The organism is Neobacillus sp. YX16 (assembly GCF_030123505.1).
Lineage (GTDB): Bacteria > Bacillota > Bacilli > Bacillales > Cytobacillaceae > Neobacillus.
This window is the reverse complement of sequence record NZ_CP126115.1, coordinates 1763819-1781479: the sequence shown is the minus strand read 5'-3', so window position 1 is coordinate 1781479 and position 17661 is coordinate 1763819. Positions and strand designations below refer to the sequence as shown.

18 protein-coding genes are annotated in these 17661 nt (G+C 37.3%); 5 read left to right on the top strand and 13 right to left on the bottom strand.

The genetic code is table 11. The features are described 5' to 3' along the window. Positions 1-64 precede the first annotated feature (64 nt). Positions 65-1537 carry an aminotransferase class I/II-fold pyridoxal phosphate-dependent enzyme gene (locus tag QNH48_RS08770; RefSeq protein WP_283954591.1) on the top strand — a complete coding sequence of 491 codons (1473 nt, stop codon included), beginning with the start codon at positions 65-67 and terminating at the stop codon, positions 1535-1537. 52 nt (positions 1538-1589) lie between these two features. On the opposite strand, the gene QNH48_RS08765 is transcribed toward QNH48_RS08770, so the two are convergent. Continuing rightward, positions 1590-1712: a GapA-binding peptide SR1P gene (locus QNH48_RS08765; RefSeq protein WP_095247803.1), complete on the bottom strand. Its 123-nt coding sequence runs from the start codon at positions 1710-1712 to the stop codon at positions 1590-1592. 167 nt (positions 1713-1879) lie between these two features. Then, a complete protein-coding gene (locus tag QNH48_RS08760; protein WP_283954590.1) occupies positions 1880-2179 on the bottom strand; it encodes a DUF3055 domain-containing protein in 300 nt (99 codons plus the stop codon). A gap of 160 nt (positions 2180-2339) precedes the next feature. Between QNH48_RS08760 and QNH48_RS08755 the strand changes: the two genes are divergently transcribed. Next, positions 2340-2774 (top strand): DUF1885 family protein, encoded by a 435-nt coding sequence (locus QNH48_RS08755; protein ID WP_283954589.1) that lies wholly within the window; start codon positions 2340-2342, stop codon positions 2772-2774. A 412-nt stretch (positions 2775-3186) separates the two neighbouring features. Here QNH48_RS08755 and lpdA read toward each other — a convergent pair whose 3' ends face one another. From lpdA to QNH48_RS08730, 5 genes are all read right to left on the bottom strand, one after another. Further along, the gene (gene lpdA, locus QNH48_RS08750) at positions 3187-4602 is read right to left on the bottom strand and encodes a dihydrolipoyl dehydrogenase (RefSeq protein WP_283954588.1); all 1416 of its coding nucleotides are present in this window, start codon (positions 4600-4602) and stop codon (positions 3187-3189) included. A gap of 3 nt (positions 4603-4605) precedes the next feature. Continuing rightward, positions 4606-5928 carry a dihydrolipoamide acetyltransferase family protein gene (locus tag QNH48_RS08745; protein ID WP_283955720.1) on the bottom strand — a complete coding sequence of 441 codons (1323 nt, stop codon included), beginning with the start codon at positions 5926-5928 and terminating at the stop codon, positions 4606-4608. Between the two features lie 120 nt (positions 5929-6048). Continuing rightward, complete coding sequence (locus QNH48_RS08740) at positions 6049-7026, bottom strand: alpha-ketoacid dehydrogenase subunit beta (RefSeq protein WP_095247808.1); 978 nt, start codon at positions 7024-7026, stop codon at positions 6049-6051. 3 nt (positions 7027-7029) lie between these two features. Continuing rightward, positions 7030-8145 carry a pyruvate dehydrogenase (acetyl-transferring) E1 component subunit alpha gene (pdhA, locus tag QNH48_RS08735; protein WP_095247809.1) on the bottom strand — a complete coding sequence of 372 codons (1116 nt, stop codon included), beginning with the start codon at positions 8143-8145 and terminating at the stop codon, positions 7030-7032. Positions 8146-8486: 341 nt separating this feature from the next. Further along, entirely contained in the window at positions 8487-9155 is a 669-nt protein-coding gene (locus tag QNH48_RS08730; protein WP_283954587.1) for a YkyA family protein, read from the bottom strand. Positions 9156-9340: 185 nt separating this feature from the next. Between QNH48_RS08730 and def the strand changes: the two genes are divergently transcribed. Continuing rightward, on the top strand, positions 9341-9895 hold the full coding sequence (gene def / locus QNH48_RS08725; protein ID WP_283954586.1) for a peptide deformylase: 555 nt from the start codon (positions 9341-9343) through the stop codon (positions 9893-9895). A 42-nt stretch (positions 9896-9937) separates the two neighbouring features. On the opposite strand, the gene QNH48_RS08720 is transcribed toward def, so the two are convergent. Next, positions 9938-10708: a Cof-type HAD-IIB family hydrolase gene (locus QNH48_RS08720; RefSeq protein WP_283954585.1), complete on the bottom strand. Its 771-nt coding sequence runs from the start codon at positions 10706-10708 to the stop codon at positions 9938-9940. A 530-nt stretch (positions 10709-11238) separates the two neighbouring features. Here QNH48_RS08720 and QNH48_RS08715 point away from each other — a divergent pair. Both QNH48_RS08715 and rnjA read left to right on the top strand, forming a co-directional pair. Beyond that, positions 11239-11448, top strand: a complete 210-nt coding sequence (locus QNH48_RS08715) for a DNA-dependent RNA polymerase subunit epsilon (protein WP_095247813.1) — start codon at positions 11239-11241, stop codon at positions 11446-11448. 6 nt (positions 11449-11454) lie between these two features. Next, the gene (gene rnjA, locus QNH48_RS08710) at positions 11455-13122 is read left to right on the top strand and encodes a ribonuclease J1 (protein WP_095247814.1); all 1668 of its coding nucleotides are present in this window, start codon (positions 11455-11457) and stop codon (positions 13120-13122) included. 402 nt (positions 13123-13524) lie between these two features. On the opposite strand, the gene QNH48_RS08705 is transcribed toward rnjA, so the two are convergent. From QNH48_RS08705 to QNH48_RS08685, 5 genes are all read right to left on the bottom strand, one after another. Then, positions 13525-14184, bottom strand: a complete 660-nt coding sequence (locus QNH48_RS08705; RefSeq protein ID WP_283954584.1) for a potassium channel family protein — start codon at positions 14182-14184, stop codon at positions 13525-13527. A 70-nt stretch (positions 14185-14254) separates the two neighbouring features. Continuing rightward, positions 14255-15160, bottom strand: coding sequence for a DUF4349 domain-containing protein (locus tag QNH48_RS08700; protein WP_283954583.1), 906 nt, complete (start codon positions 15158-15160; stop codon positions 14255-14257). A 112-nt stretch (positions 15161-15272) separates the two neighbouring features. Next, on the bottom strand, positions 15273-15728 hold the full coding sequence (locus tag QNH48_RS08695) for a TlpA family protein disulfide reductase (protein ID WP_095247817.1): 456 nt from the start codon (positions 15726-15728) through the stop codon (positions 15273-15275). A 71-nt stretch (positions 15729-15799) separates the two neighbouring features. Then, on the bottom strand, positions 15800-16348 hold the full coding sequence (locus QNH48_RS08690; protein ID WP_095247818.1) for a peroxiredoxin: 549 nt from the start codon (positions 16346-16348) through the stop codon (positions 15800-15802). Positions 16349-16501: 153 nt separating this feature from the next. Continuing rightward, positions 16502-17620, bottom strand: a complete 1119-nt coding sequence (locus QNH48_RS08685; protein ID WP_283954582.1) for an N-acetyldiaminopimelate deacetylase — start codon at positions 17618-17620, stop codon at positions 16502-16504. Positions 17621-17661: the final 41 nt, after the last annotated feature.

The following is a 17661-nucleotide window of genomic DNA, read 5'->3' as shown; positions in this document are numbered from 1 at the left end:
CTATAATTCATTTGTTTTGTATTTATCTAAAAGCAATTTTTATATAAAGAGGTGTGGAAATAAATTGTCTCAAAACCAAACACCGTTATTTAGCGGTTTATTAGAACATGCAAAAAAGAATCCTGTCCAATTTCATATCCCTGGTCATAAAAAAGGTGTTGGAATCGATCCTGATTTTAGAAATTTCATTGGTGATAATGCCTTATCGATTGACCTCATAAATATCGGTCCACTCGACGACCTTCATCAGCCAAAAGGTATAATTAAGCAAGCACAGGATTTGGCAGCTGAAGCATTTGGTGCAGATAGAACCTTTTTTTCAGTCCAAGGTACGAGCGGTGCGATTATTGCTATGATCATGGCTGTTTGTGGACCTGAGGATAAAATCATTGTACCGAGGAACGTTCATAAATCAATCATGTCTGCAATAGTCTTTTCCGGCGCAATCCCTGTTTTTATTCATCCGGAAATTGATGAGGATCTAGGTATATCTCATGGAATCACAACTGATTCCGTTGAAAAAGCACTAAATCAACATCCAGATGCAAAAGCTATCCTTGTGATTAACCCGACATATTTTGGAATTTCGGCAGATTTAAAAAGAATAGTTGAAATTGCACACTCACATAATGTTCCAGTCCTTGTGGATGAAGCACATGGGGTTCATATTCATTTTCACGATGATTTGCCTCTATCTGCCATGCAGGCCGGTGCTGATATGGCTGCAACGAGCGTCCATAAACTCGGTGGATCAATGACACAAAGCTCTATATTAAACGTAAAAGAAGGCCTTGTTTCGGCAAAGCACGTTCAAGCAATTCTAAGTATGCTAACTACGACTTCAACTTCCTATTTATTACTTGCGTCCCTTGACGTTGCTAGAAAACAATTAGCAACTAAAGGAAAAGAATTAATTGATAATACAATTAATCTTGCACAATCAATTAGAAAAAGAATTAATGAAATAGATCATCTACATTGTGTTGGGGAAGAAATATTAGGTTCAAAAGCAACTTTTGATTATGATCCAACCAAATTAATTATCTCTGTAAAAGAATTAGGATTAACTGGTTATGAGGTCGAAAAGTGGTTACGTGAGAAACACAATATTGAAGTAGAAATGTCTGACCTTTATAACATTCTTTGTATCATTACAATTGGCGATACAGATTTAGAAGGCGAAATTTTGGTAAATGCGTTAAAAGACCTTGCCCAGGAACGAGAACACCTAGAGGAAAAGTTTGAACCTATCCAAGTCCTTCTTCCTGATATTCCTATTCTTGCATTAACTCCAAGAGATGCTTTTTATGCAGATACGGAAGTTATTCCATTTGAACAGTCAGAAGGAAGAATTATTGCAGAATTTATTATGGTTTACCCTCCAGGAATTCCAATTTTCATTCCCGGTGAAATCATCACAAAAGAAAACCTGCACTATGTTCGAGAAAACCTCGAAGCTGGTTTGCCTGTTCAAGGGCCAGAGGACGATGAAATCAAAACCATCCGTGTAATTAAAGAATATAAGGCTATAAAATAAAAATACAGGATTCCATTGAGGAATCCTGTTTCTATTTTAAGTAAGATATTTTTTATCGTTCTTCTTCTGAATGATGACCGTCGCAACAATTACATCTTGAATAGAGAACTGTTACTTTTTCATCTTCGAAATGATCAATTGTTGAGTCGCAAGCCTGGCATACGATTGTACCCATTATTTTCAATCCCCTTTTCATTTTGAAATGTTCATTACATTGAAAACGTTTTATTATCGTTAATTCAATAATAATATAACACATTGGAAATATCAAGCCCAAATTGTATGTCACATTTAATTATTTTCAAACAAAAAAGACCTATAAATAGGTCTTTTTCTTTCAAATTATTCATATTGGGTAACAAATGGGATTTGCGGGAGGGTATCACTGAAGAATTCAGCCAAATCTGCAGCTTGTTGTTTATCTGGAATCCGGAAAACATTTTGAAGGTATTCAATATCTTCAATTTCCTTAGGGTCGAGGAGAGTAGAACGGCCTGTTTGCATGCAGACAACTAGGGGTTTTCCAAAAAACATGTTTGTGTAAATAATCCCAAAATCATAACGAGTATGTTCAGTGGTAAATCCAATAAACCTAACTTTTACATTTTCATGTTCATCATAGAGCTTGTCAAATAATTCCATAAGTATCCTCCTCTTTATAATAATATTTAGAATATTATTATAATTTATTTTTTCATATAAAACAAATGACATTTATGTGTCTTAATGTTGTCACCATGGTTTTTACAATGCTAGAATAAAGAAGATATCAATGATCAAATGGGACATAGGGGGGATGAAGATGGCTGAAAACGCATTTATTAAACTTGTGCCTTCATCAAGAAAGCAAACAATTTCTGTAGAAGAAGTAAAGGAACTCTTAAATTATTATAAAGATATTACTGGTAAAACAGGAAATCAAGTTGATTGGGAATATGGTGACTCTGCTTTTCCTTACGTAATTAAAGAAAAAGATCAAGGAAAAGGAAAATGGTTTTATTTACATTCTACTAATGAACGCTATTACGCAATCTTAATTGGTGTTGATCAGGAAAGTATTCGTGATGAAGATGGTACTGATAGAATTCAAACCTACATACAAGTTACTCTTCCAGAACAATCTACGTTCGGTGATAAGGGGAAAGCAAATGAATTCAGCAAATTCCTTGCAAAGAAATTACAAGGAGAGCTGCACCTTTTTAATGAGAGAATCATGTATTATTATCCAAGGAAGTAATAAAAGGGCCAACTCCCATCCCGGGAGTTTTTTTAATGCATTAAAAGCGCGAGTGTATAGTGTATGGAAGTATATATCATGAGGCTAAAAGATGTAATAAAAAGTGTTTTTGCAGTTGATTGGGTAACTCTGTTACAAAGGACAAAGGCTAAATAAAAAAACACAAAAAACATGATTACTTTGTATAGTAGTTGATCATGCTTCGACATCCATTCAATCAGAGTAAAAGCGCTCCATATTATTAATTGCAGTATAATCACAACATACATTCGCATTTTATATCACCACTCAACATCTTTTCTTAAAAATAAAGATTGTAGTGCTTTAAATATATGCTCAGAAGTATTAATTTATCATTCGATTAAAATAAGAAAGTCCTTTCCATTATCAGCGGAAAGGACTTTCTTTTTAGCTATTTTAAAACATGAATTGGAGTACCCATTGCTACTTCAGCAGCTTCCATGGTGATTTCTCCTAATGTTGGGTGAGCATGAATGGTCAAGGCTAAGTCTTCGACTGTCATTCCTGCTTCAAGAGCCAACCCTAATTCAGCAATCATATCAGATGCGCTTGCACCGGCAATTTGCGCACCGATCAAGACACCATCTTCTTTACGTGAAACTAATTTAACAAAACCTTCTCCACTGTCTAGTGAAAGAGCACGGCCATTTGCTGCAAATGGGAATTTTGCAGAATTAACTTCAATACCTTCTTCCTTTGCTTGCGCTTCGGTATAACCTACGCTAGCAAGTTCAGGATCTGAGAAAACTACTGCAGGGATACCTAAATAGTCAATTATAGCATTATGACCTGCTATCGCCTCTGCCGCGATTTTCCCTTCATAAGAAGCTTTGTGAGCTAATTGAGGACCTGCAATAACATCACCGATTGCATAAATATTAGAGACACTAGTTCTGCATTGATTGTCGATTTCAATCAATCCACGGTCAGTGACCTTCACACCAATTTGGTCAAGTCCCATTTCATCCGTATTTGGACGACGTCCAACCATAACAAATACGTAATCTGCTTCAATTTTCTTTTCTTCGCCTTTAACTTCAAAGGTTACAATCACACCATTTTCAGTTTCTTCTACACCCTTAGCCATGGCCTTCGTATAGAATTCAGCACCTTTTTTCTTCATTGTTTTCTTAACAAGGGCAGCCATTTGCTTTTCAAAAACTCCTAGGCCTAAGATATCATCCGCACCCTCTAAGATTGTTACTTGGGTACCAAAATTTGCATAGGCACCGCCAAGTTCTATTCCGATGACACCGCCGCCGATGACTACGATTTTTTCTGGAACCTCTTGTAGATTCAATGCACCAGTTGAATTTAGTACTCGTTTTGAGTATTTAAATGTTGGCAGCTCAATTGGACGAGAGCCTGATGCAATAATTGCATTTTTGAAGTTGTATGTTTGGGCAGAATTTTCGCCAATCACTCGTAATGAATTACCATCAACAAAGTATGCTTCGCCACGAACGATGTCAACTTTATTTCCTTTTAATAACCCCTCGACACCGCCAGTTAATTTCTTTACAATTCCAGCTTTCCATTCTTGAACCTTTGAAAAATCAACTTTCACATTTTCAGCTGTAATTCCAAATGAATCAGAGTGCTTCGCAACTTCGTATCGGTGTCCAGCAGCAATTACTGCTTTTGACGGAATACAACCTACGTTTAAACAAACTCCGCCAATATATTCCTTTTCAACAATCGTAACTTTTTGACCTAACTGCGCTGCACGAATAGCAGCCACATATCCGCCGGGACCAGCGCCTATGACTATAGTGTCTGTATCTATTGGAAAATCTCCTACTACCATTTATTACGCCTCCATTAACAATAGTTCTGGATCGTTCAATAATCGTTTAATATGATTTAACGCATTTTGAGCAGTCGCTCCATCAATCATTCTGTGGTCAAAGCTTAATGACAATGCTAATACAGGAGCAGCTACGATTTCACCATCACGTACGATTGGTTTTTCTGCAATTCTACCTACACCAAGGATGGCTACTTCAGGATGGTTGATAACAGGTGTAAACCATTGTCCGCCAGCAGAACCAATATTTGAAATCGTACAAGATGCCCCCTTCATTTCATTAGGAGCCAGTTTGCCATCACGTGCTTTTCCAGCTAATTCATTGATTTCATTTGAAATCGTAAATACGGATTTACGGTCTGCATCTTTAACAACTGGTACTAATAATCCTTTTTCCGTATCCGCTGCAATTCCAATATTATAGTAGTGCTTATGGATAACTTCACTTGTTGCATCATCAAGTGATGTATTTAATGCAGGGAATTCACGTAATGCACTAGTTAACGCTTTTACGATGTATGGTAAGAAGGTTAACTTGATACCCTTAGCCGCTGCAACTTCTTTGAATTTTTTACGATGTGCAACAAGTTTGGTTACATCGATTTCATCCATAAGTGTTACGTGTGGTGCGGTATGTTTTGAATTTACCATTGCTTTTGCAATTGCTTTTCTAATTCCGCTCATCTTCTCACGAGTTTCAGGATATTCACCTTGTGGAATTGGAGCAGCTTTTGGAGCCGCCTCTGCCTGAGCAGCTGCTGGTGCTGGAGTTTCTGCCGCTTGTGGTGCTCCTGCAGTTGCACCGCCGCTTAAGAATGCATCAATATCACTTTTCACGATGCGGCCATTTTTACCTGAGCCAGGAACTTGTGTAATTTCCACACCTTTATCACGGGCATATTTCCGAACTGATGGCATAGAAATAATTTTGCGATTAGGGTCTACTTCCACTTGTCCTTGTGGTTGTGTCACACCAATACCATAAGCAGGTGGTGCCGGTGGTGGTGTTACAGGAGCATCTTGCACTGCAGCAGCTGGTGCTGCTGTTTCTTGCTTCGGTGCCTCTTCAGTATGTTCGTCACCTTTAAATTGCAGGTTTTCATATCCTGGAGCATCAAATGTTACTAGAACCTGTCCTACAGTAGCTACAGTTCCTTCTGCTACTTTCACTTCAATAACAGATCCTTCAACAGGAGATGGAATTTCAACGACTGCTTTATCATTTTGGATTTCGCAAAGGATATCATCTTCTTGGACTTTATCACCTGGCTTTATGAACCATTTAACAATCTCGCCTTCATGAATACCTTCACCAATGTCAGGCATTTTAAATTGGAATGTGGTTGCGGTTGCGCTCACTGCGATTCATCCTCCTATTTATGCATATTTTCGAACGTTCAAATACAAGAAAAAGCGGGAAACAGGAATCCTATTCCCCATCTTTCATTAGAAATTTAATACTTTTTTAGCTGTTTCAATTACATCTTTATAGTTTGGAAGCCAAGCTGCTTCAGCCTGTGGGAAAGGATAAATAGTGTCTGGCGCTGCTACACGCAATACAGGTGCTTCTAAACTTAAAATAGCACGATCACTAATTTCAGCCACAACATTTGCCCCAACACCAGCTTGCTTTTGTGCTTCTTGAACCACAATTGCACGCCCTGTTTTTTCAACAGAAGCAATGATTGTTTCAATATCGATTGGGCTAACCGTACGTAAGTCAATAACTTCTGCTGAAAAGCCTTCTTTTGCTAATTCTTCAGCTGCTTTCAATGACTCATGAACCATCGCACCATAAGTAATAATCGAAATATCTGTACCTTCTCGTTTCACATCCGCTTTTCCTAGTGGAATTGTATATTCACCTTCAGGAACTTCTTGACGGAAAGAACGGTATAATTTCATATGCTCAAGGAAAATAACTGGATCATTATCGCGAATAGATGAAATTAGTAAACCTTTGGCGTCATAAGGTGTTGACGGAATAACTACCTTTAAGCCAGGTTGTTGTGCCATTAAGCCTTCCAAGCTATCTGCGTGCATATCTGGAGTATGTACGCCCCCTCCAAATGGTGAACGGAATGTTATTGGAGCATTGAATTTGCCTCCAGTTCGATAACGAAGACGAGCCGCTTGACCAGAAATAGAATCCATTACTTCATAAACAAAGCCAAAGAATTGGATTTCCGGAACGGGACGGAAGCCCTGTAAGCTCAGACCAACTGCCAAACCGCCAATTCCTGATTCTGCAAGTGGTGTGTCAAATACACGATCTTCACCAAATTCATTTTGTAGCCCTTCCGTTGCACGGAAAACACCGCCGTTTACGCCAACATCTTCCCCGAATACCAATACATTCGGATCATTTTTCAGTTCTACACGCATTGCATCTGTAATTGCTTGAATCATAGTCATTTGAGCCATGGCTTACTTCGACTCCTTTGCTTTATATATTTCATATTGTTCTTCTAAGTTATAAGGTAAATCTGTGCTAGTAATAGAGATTAGATCAGTCACCTTTTGTTTAGAGGCAGCATCTGCCTTTTTAAGTGCTTCTTTAATATCTTCTTTTGCCTGCTCAATTACTTCATTTTCTTTTTCCTCATTCCAAAGACCTTTCTTTTCAAGGAATTTACGGAAACGTACAAGCGGATCTTTCTTTTCCCATTCATTATCGAGCTCTGCTGTACGATAACGAGTTGGATCATCTCCGGCCATTGTATGTGGACCATATCTATATGTTAAAGTTTCAATAAACGTAGGTCCTTCACCGTTAACTGCACGTTCACGTGCCTCTTTAACTGCTGCATACACTGCTAATGCATCCATACCGTCTACTTGGATACCAGGAATACCAGCTGCAACCGCTTTTTGAGCAAGTGTTTTAGCTGCGGTTTGCTTTTCAACAGGAGTCGAGATAGCAAAACGGTTATTTTGAGCAATAAAGATAGCTGGCGCTTTGAAAGCTCCTGCAAAGTTCATTCCTTCATAGAAATCACCTTGAGAGGTTCCGCCATCGCCTGTATATGTAAGAGCAACAGCTTTAACTCCACGTTTTTTCATGCCTAATGCAACACCTGCTGTTTGTACGTACTGAGCACCAATAATAATTTGAGGGATAGCAACATTTACTCCATCAGGAATCTGTCCGCCTTCGAAATGGCCTCTGGACCATAAAAATGCTTGGTATAACGGAAGACCATGCCATACGATTGGCGGTACATCACGATAACCAGGTAATATAAAATCCTCTTTTTCAAGCGCAAATTGTGAAGCTAATTGTGATGCTTCCTGTCCTGCAGTTGGTGCATAAAAACCAAGACGTCCTTGGCGATTCAATGAAATCGAACGTTGGTCCAAAATTCGTGTATATACCATTCGGCGCATTAATTCCTGCAGCTGCTCGTCACTTAGGTTTGGCATTGCTGCTTCATTAACAACTTCGCCTTCTTCATTTAAAATTTGAAGCGTTGTAAATTGATCTTCTACTACTTCAAGTACTTTTTTAGCATCGACTTGAGCGTTCTGAGTTTTAGAAGCCATTCGTCACATCTTCCTTTCTTTCATTACAAAAATGTAAAAATAAATTCACTCGTATTAGATTACCCAAAAACCTTAAACAACATAAACGATTATTTACTATAATCGTCTGTCGTTCTGTACTATTACTTTTAAAAAAATTAATGGTACAATAAATAATTCCATATTGAGTTTACATCATCTAAATACGCTCGTCAAATACTATGTTTTATTATTTTTCAACATTTCTACAGTAATAACTAAATGTTACTTTAAACCTCTGTATCACTCACCACTTTATTCTGTTATATCAATATATTTTCATTTATGCAAAAAAAAATCGACCATGGCAGCCGACTTTTTTCTTACTTCTCATCATTTAGATTTAGACCTGCTTCTTTGTAAAGTTTAAGCTTCTTCTCATTATATTGTGCTGTTAAATCATTGAATTCTTCATTTGCATCCAGTACCTTTTGATAGGTAGAATTTAAATCCGCAACATGTGCTTCAAGCTTGTCGTAAGAAATACTTTCCTCTTTAAGCATTAGATATAATTCTTTATCACGATCTAGCGCACTTGAATATTCCTTTGAAAGCCTATTATGTAATTGGTATCTTTTCTTCATTATTTTCGATAAATCTTCTGCTTTATTCTTTTGTTCAGAATTTTTTATATTACTTATTATTTCTTCAGCTTTCTTAAATTCCGTTTCAGAAGCATTTATACTGTCAATTTCCAGTTGTAAATGGTTTTTCCTTTTTTCAATAATCGAAAGAGCTTCGTCAGAAAGTGTGACAATCTTTTCATGCTGCTTCATCACTAAAGTCATAATTTCATTGTAAATTTCCTTTTCTTGCCTTTCCAACTCTACTAGCGGTTCTTGCTGCTCTTCAAATTCTTTCTCTGCATCCACAACATTTTCTAACACTTGATACAGCTTTTCAGTTGAAGACTCATTGCTAATGCAGCCAGTTAATAAGAAACCACCAATTACTACCGCTAAAATAATGCGTGTAATTCTAATAATAGACAAGTCGCAACCCCCTTACTGATTACAATTCCTACTATATCTATACTTCTTATTTTTGACAATATCCATTGAAAATTCTCTAACATGAATCAGAATAATTGTTGATACTTACAATTAACTTTTGAGGAATAGTCTGATAGACTAATGAATATCAATATCTTTAGTTTATAAACAGGAGTGAATCAATCATGTTAATGATGGATGATATCATTCGAGACGGCCATCCTACACTAAGAAAAGTAGCAATTGAAGTACCCATGCCGCCATCGGAGGAAGACAGAAAAATACTTGAAAGCCTTTTAGAATATGTAAAGAATAGTCAAAATCCTGAGGTTTCTTTACACTATGGATTACGGCCTGGAATCGGTTTAGCAGCACCACAGATAAACGTTTCCAAGCGCATGATTGCCATTCACCTTCATGACGACAAAGGAAGCTTGTATAGTTACGGATTGTATAATCCCAAAATTGTCAGCCATTCAGTCGAAAAAGCCTATTTAGTTTCTGGGGAAGGCTGTCTTTCTGTAGATGAAGACATTCCAGGCTACGTAGAGAGGTTTGCTCGAATTACCGTGAAAGGAATTTCGCTAGAAGGAGAAGAGGTGAAGCTTCGCTTAAAGGGTCTCCCAGCCATTTGCTTTCAACATGAAATTGACCATTTAAACGGAATTATGTTTTATGATCATATTAATAAAAAAGACCCTTTTAAACCAATTGAGGGTGCAATCGCAATCGAAAGATAAAAAAGGCGCAAGTGCTCTCTGGCTCTTGCGCTTTTTTACTATTTAAATGAGTTGTAATTCCTTCAATCCATTCCAAATCCCATCTTCCGATACATCGGTAGTAACCAAATTTGCAAGTGCCTTAGCCTCGTGAACACCATTCCCCATTGCAACTCCAGTTCCAACCGCTTTAAGCATTTCTAAATCATTCAAGCCATCACCAAATGCATAAACATCTTTCAAGTCAAACCCTAATCTGTCAATCATTTTCTTTATCCCTTCAGCTTTAGATCCACCTTTAGGTAAAATATCAACTGAATAGGGATGCCATCTTATAAAATCAAATTCAGGGAAATTTTCAAAGTAGAACTTTTCCTCGTTCTCTTTGCAAAAAAGTAAGGATTGGTAAATCTCATTGTCGATAAAGAAAGATCTGTCCTCATCAGGATGTGGAAATAATAAGCTGCCCATACTAGTTTCAATATATGGATGGTAATGGGTAGTAGCCTTCATGGTTAATTCATTCATAAATATCAAAGGATGTTCGTTCGTCTTTGTATCCAGTTGAAATCTTTCTAACTCAGATTGTTTCAGCGGATTCTTATAAATCGCTTCGTTTTCAAATACAACATATTGCCCATTAAAACTCACATAAGAATCTATATCCAGTTCTTTTCTTAAGCTTGTAAACATAAATGGCGCTCTACCGGTTGCAATCGCAACAAATACACCATTCTCCTTTAATAATTGGATTGCTTTTTTTGTACTCCTTGGGAGTTTTTTTTCTTGATCAAGCAATGTTCCGTCTATATCAAAGAAAACAATTTTTTTCATATAATTCTAACTCCTCTTTGCTTTTTCAATTATGATTAAGCTTGACAATAATTTCTTTAATAAACACTAATCATAACAAGAATAAATGTCAATTTATTAAACTTTCTTCATTCTGCCATGTTTATCCATGAAAGATTTCTTGTTTATTCCATATAATATTAGTATAAAAATCCCTAAATAAAAAAAAATCTACAATATCTATCATGGCTTGCTTTACATTGGACAAGGATCGTTTAAAATAGGAAGTAAGGAGATGATCCACTATGTTAAAGAAGCTAAGAAAGAAGCTCTTAAAACAGTGGAAAGATTTACTACGAAAAAAATCAATTGCTTAACAACAACTTTTTTCGAGCCCTTCAAACTTGCGAAGGGCTCATTCCTTATTGTAAATTGATTATCAGCGTATTTATTTACATATTTTTCTATAAGCCCAAATGCTTACTTTTTAGGCGAAAAGTGAAATTAAATGAAAAAAATGTAATTATTTAATATAATAGAAAAAGTCACGATCGATTAAGGAGCGATTTATTATGGTATTTAAAGTTTATTTTCAAGAAAGAATTACCGAAGTCCCTGTAAGAGAAAAAACAAAGGTTCTCTATGTGGAGGGAGAATCTGTTAGAGATGTCCGCAAGAAAATTGCAGATCGGGGATATAACGTTGAATTAGTACAACAAGTGACAGGAGCATTTTTAGAATATGAACAACAAAATGAAGATTATAAAGTATTGGAGATTTGATAATTTATGAAATTTGTAAAAAATGACCAAACAGCCGTTTTTGCCTTAGGTGGTTTGGGCGAAATTGGAAAAAACACATATGCAGTACAATTTCAGGATGAAATAATATTAATCGATGCTGGAATTAAATTTCCAGAAGACGAGCTATTAGGAATTGATTATGTCATCCCGGATTACACTTATTTAGTAAAAAATGAAGACAAGATAAAAGGATTATTTATTACTCACGGACACGAAGACCATATTGGCGGGATTCCTTATTTACTGAGAGAAGTAAATATTCCAATCTATGGCGGGAAACTTGCTTTAGGATTAATTAAAAATAAACTAGAAGAGCATGGTCTCTTAAGGACTGCAAAACTAATTCCCATTCAAGAAGACGATGTGATAAAATTCCGCAAAACGTCTGTTTCTTTTTTCCGAACAACACACAGTATTCCTGATTCTTATGGAATTGTCGTAAAGACACCTCCAGGACAAGTTGTTCATACAGGGGACTTTAAATTCGACTTTACACCGGTAGGTGAACCTGCTAATTTAACGAAGATGGCAGAAATCGGTAAAGAAGGCGTATTGTGCTTACTTTCAGATAGTACAAACAGCGAAATTCCTGAATTCACAATGTCTGAAAGACTTGTTGGTGAAAGCATTGATGATATTTTCCGAAAGGTCTCTGGCCGGATTATATTCGCAACCTTTGCATCTAATATCTATAGGCTGCAACAAGTTGTGGAGGCTGCAGTTGCAAATGGAAGAAAAGTAGCCGTTTTTGGTCGAAGCATGGAATCAGCCATTAATATAGGTCAAGAATTAGGATATATTGTTGCACCAAAAGAGACATTTATTGAAGCGAATCAAATTAATCGACTTCCTGCAGATAAAGTTACAATTCTTTGTACTGGAAGCCAAGGCGAAGCTATGGCAGCCTTATCTAGAATTGCTAATGGCACTCACAGACAAATACAAATTATCCCGGGCGATACAGTGGTATTCTCATCTTCACCTATTCCAGGGAACACGATCAGTGTAAACCGGACCATCAACATGTTATTTAGAGCAGGAGCTGAAGTTGTTCACGGGAAACTAAGCAACATTCACACCTCCGGTCACGGTGGTCAAGAGGAACAAAAGTTAATGCTGCGATTAATAAAGCCAAAATTCTTTATGCCGATTCACGGTGAATATAGAATGCAAAGAATGCATGCCAAGCTTGCTGTCGACTGTGGTGTGGAAGAAGAAAATTGTTTTATCATGGATAATGGTGAAGTATTAGCTCTTTCTGAGAACAGTGCGCAAGTAGCAGGGAAAATCCCTTCCGGCTCCGTTTATATTGATGGAAGCGGTATTGGCGATATTGGGAATATTGTTTTACGTGACAGGAGAATCCTTTCAGAAGAAGGATTGGTCGTTGTGGTGGTCAGTATTAATATGAAAGACTTTAAAATCGCTTCAGGACCTGATCTTATTTCTAGAGGGTTTGTCTATATGAGAGAATCTGGTGATTTAATTAACGACGCTCAAAATCTGATTACGAAGCATTTAAATAAAGTAATGGAACGAAAAACAAGTCAATGGTCAGAAATTAAAAATGAAATTACTGATACCTTAGCACCATTCCTTTACGAAAAAACAAAACGCAGACCAATGATTTTACCTATTATTATGGAAGTATAAGAAAAAGGAAGCGCCTCTTAGGCGTTTCCTCTTTTTTTGTTGTCTTTTTATCAATTTTAAAATGATGAGAGCCAGTAATCTTATTAAAAGTGATGATGTGATCACTCATAAGGATGATGCGGAAGCGCCTATAAAGGGCGCTTCCGCTTTTCTCATTGTCTAGCTGCAGCGCCTAGGGGCTCGGGGTCATAAGCCAATCCGTCAAGAAGGTAAAAACCCACCTTCTCGCCGGCTCGTCTTATGCCTGTCGCCCCTGGGCAAGGCGCTTCCGCTTTTCTCATTGTCTAGTTGCAGCGCCTAGGGGCTCGGGGTCATAAGCCAATCCGTCAAGAAGGTAAAAACCCACCTTCTCGCCGGCTCGTCTTATGCCTGTCGCCCCTAGGCAAGGCGCTTCCGCTTTTCTTATTGCATTACCTTTCTCTCAAACCGATCGATGTCTTCATCGGTACCAATAACAATTAATACATCATTCGCTTGGATATCTTCATTTGCCTTTGGAGACACGATGATATCCATGCCTCTTTTAATCGCAACAATATTTAACCCATATTTCTTTCGAATGTCTAAATCAATGATGGTATGACCGCTTATCTTACTGTTTGCTACAATTTCAACAATACTATGTTCATCGGATAACTCTAGATAATCTAACACACTGCTGGAAGCCATATTGTGAGCAATTCTTCTACCCATATCTCTTTCAGGATGAACAACTTTATCTGCACCAATTTTCACAAGTACTTTTTCATGATAATCATTCTGGGCTTTAACGGTAATATGAGTTACTCCTAGCTCCTTTAAAATCAAAGTGGTTAAAATACTCGATTGAATATCATCACCGATTGCGACGATTACATGATCAAAATTTCGAATACCGAGGCTCTTTAGGACTGCCTCATCCGTTGTATCTCCGACAGCAGCATGAGAGGCAATCATGGCGTATGCATTTACTCTTTCTTCGTTTTTATCAATTGCGAGCACCTCAAAACCTTCATCAGAAAGAGTTCGGCAAATACTCCCGCCAAATCGACCTAATCCTATTACTGCAAAATTCTTCCTCACTACTATTCCCCCACAAAAATCAATTATCCATTTTCATTTTAGCATATCCAATTTAGTTGAATGTACTAATTTAGTTATTGTCTTTTCTTTTCCGAACCTTCTTGATATATAGCATGATGAAAACAGCAGCTATTGCTATGATTCCTAAAATAGGTAGATTACCAAAGATAAAAACAATAAAACCTGAAATAGCGGCTAATAGCATGTTAGTACTTTTCATAAATTGTTTTTTTGTTTTATCCCAAGTATTAAGATCTTCATCTTCAAGATTAGGCACGATGACTTTATTTTCATAAAGCGAAATATGGATGGTTGAAAGTGAGGTTTGATTTTCTAGATATTTCATTCTCCCTTGTATCGTTTCAATATCCTCTTGTACTGTAGCAAGGTCAGCTGAAATCTTTAAAAGATCTTCTGTTTTCTCTGCTGTTTTCATGAATGAGGTTAACCGTTCTTCTACTACTCTTTTGGACTTTAGCCTGGACTCCAGGTCGACAAACTCTTCGGTTACATCTATTCCAGTAATATTTCTCTGTAGGACCTCAGCTGCCTGACCCTCAGCATCATGCAAAAAGGCTTGGAAATTCTTTTGGGGTATCCGAACGGTGATTCGTCCACTAACTTGCTCTACTCCATCTTTTGAAACATTAGACTCAGAGATATAGCCGCCATACTTAACTACTTGAGCTTCTATGTTTTGTATAGTTTGTTCAAACTTTTTCACCCGAAGCTGTAAATCTGCTTGATAGATGACCATTTGATTAGTGACCTCTAATTCCGCCTGCGCTGCTGCCTCTTGTTTTGTACTATTATCTAATGCTACTTGTGATTTTTCTCCCATATCAGCCCGTCCTGAATCCATTTCCGCACTTTGGTCACTGCTTATCTTCGCTTCTTCACTTTTACTGTTAGAACTGCAAGCAGCTAGGAAAAGACATAGAGATATCAAAGCAAGTAATCTCACCATTTTTTTCATGTAACTTACCCCCTTTTGTCTATTTATTAATATCGACGATAGAAAGTTCATATAGTTACATAAAAATAAAAAAGACCGCTCGTTGAAAAACGAACAGTCACCTGTATCACACTTATTCTGTTTTCTCTAATTCGTCTAATACACGGTTAACTCTCTTTTCGAGCATTTTCATGCCGCTGCCGCCTGCTTGGAAATGGCGAAGTTTCCCCTCACGGTCAAATACATAATAAGCAGGAACATATTGATTTTCAAATGCCTCAGCAAGTTTATGTTCACTATCAACAAAAATAGGCTGATTAATTCCATGTTCTGCGGCTACTTTTTTAATTTGCTCCATATTTAAGTCCTCTTCAGACCTTGGCATATGAACAGCCACAACATTTAATTTATCTTTATATTGATCCCGGAATTGATTAACCTGCGGCATAGCTTCTTTACATAAGTAACAGCTGACGGACCAGAAATGGATCAGAGTTGGTTTCTCTCCAACTAAATCCTCTTTTGTAACTTCCCCATTTAACCATTCCACTGCTCCAGATAATTCTGGCATTGGCTCACGTAATTTCATGACGTATCTCCTTTTTAAAAAAGACCTAACTCAAATTGTTAGGCCTTCATCTTTATATTTTTCAGTATTAATTAAGCATTAAGAGTTGCTTGCCCTGGCTTCCAGTTAGCTGGGCAAAGCCCGCCAGTTTGTAGTGCTTGAAGTACGCGTAATGTCTCATCTACATCGCGGCCAATATTGTTGTGGTTAACTACAGAATACATTAATTCACCTTCTGGGCTGATGATGAATAAGCCGCGAAGCGCAATACCTTCTTCTTCAATTAAGACACCGTAGTCGCGAGCAACCACATGGTTGGTATCTGCTGCTAACGGATAGTTTAGTTCACCAAGACCGTTGTTTTTGCGGTCTGTATTAATCCAAGCAAGGTGTGTATGAATAGTATCAGTAGAAGCACCAATTACAACTGCATCAAGATCATCAAATTCTTCATAACGATCTGAAACTGCTGTAATTTCTGTTGGACAAACAAAAGTAAAGTCCATTGGATAGAAGAATAAAACAGTCCATTTGTCGTTTTTGATGTTCTCTTCAAGGCTTACTTTTCCAAATTCTTTGTTCGGCAAGACTGCATCCATTTCAAATCTAGGTGCTTGCTTTGCTACCATACGTTCTGGCATGTTAATCCCTCCAAATGATTAATTAGTTCCTTCATTGGTTTACCCTTTTTACATAAAGAATAAACGACGATATGTAACAATCTTTTCTAATTTTCAGTTTAACATTTACAGACAAAAGAATAAAATAATACGCCTATCTTGCGGAAATTATCATCAATTTCCTTTAAATGTTAGATAACTGGTGAGAATATTTATAGCGACTTCTATTGCTTCTTCGTTTGGATTTAATTTAGCATGGTGGAGACCATACGGGGAATCCACTCCCAGCCAAAACATTAAACCGGGTATTTCCTTTAACATGTAACCGAAATCTTCACCGGTCATGGCTTCACTGCATTCAATAACATCAATATTGGTCTGTTCCTTCATAAATTGAATGAAATCTCTTGTAATATTCTCATTATTGTATACCTGGTGGTACATGGACCCGTAATCAATAAGGGCTTCACAATCAAAGCTGGTTTCTATCCCTTTCACGACAGCATTGATTCGTTGTTTGACCTTATCCATTGAATCATCAGATAGTGTTCTTATGGTCCCCTCAAGTCTTGCCTTTTCAGCAATAATATTCTGCACAGTACCGCTAGTAATTTTGCCAATGGTAATCACTGCACTATCTAATGGATTTACATTACGTGATATGATTGTTTGCAGCTGACCTACAAGTGAACAGGCCGCAATCACCATATCATTTGTTAGATGTGGATAGGCTGCGTGTCCACCCTTGCCTTTGAGGTCAATAAACAACTCAGATGTATTTGCAAATAATAATCCCTCTTTTAAGGCAATAGATCCGACAGGATATTCGGGTGCGATATGGAGGGCAAAAATAATATCCGGCTTCCATTCCTGCATGATGTCGGATTTTAGCATTGGTTCTGCACCGCCTGGCCCCTCTTCAGCAGGTTGAAAAATAAATAGAAGGTCATCCTCAATTGGATTTTGTACAAAGTGTGTTAAAACACCAAGAGCGATACTCATATGAAAGTCGTGACCACAGGCATGCATTTGTTCCTGATGTGTTGAAGAGAATTCTAATCCTGTTTCTTCAACAATCGGCAGACCATCAATATCGGCACGATAGCCGATTACTTTTCTAGGATGAAAACCCTTAACCTTAACAAAAAGTCCTGTTTTCCATTTTTTTATGGATACTCGCTCCTGTGATAAGGTTTCTAAATATGATAACAAATATGCTTGTGTTTTATATTCTTGGTATCCTAATTCTGGTATGAGATGAAGTTCTCGTCGAATCTTAACAAAAGGGTTCATTCTTGTCCACTCCTATACTAGAAAGAAAGCGTGGAAATTAT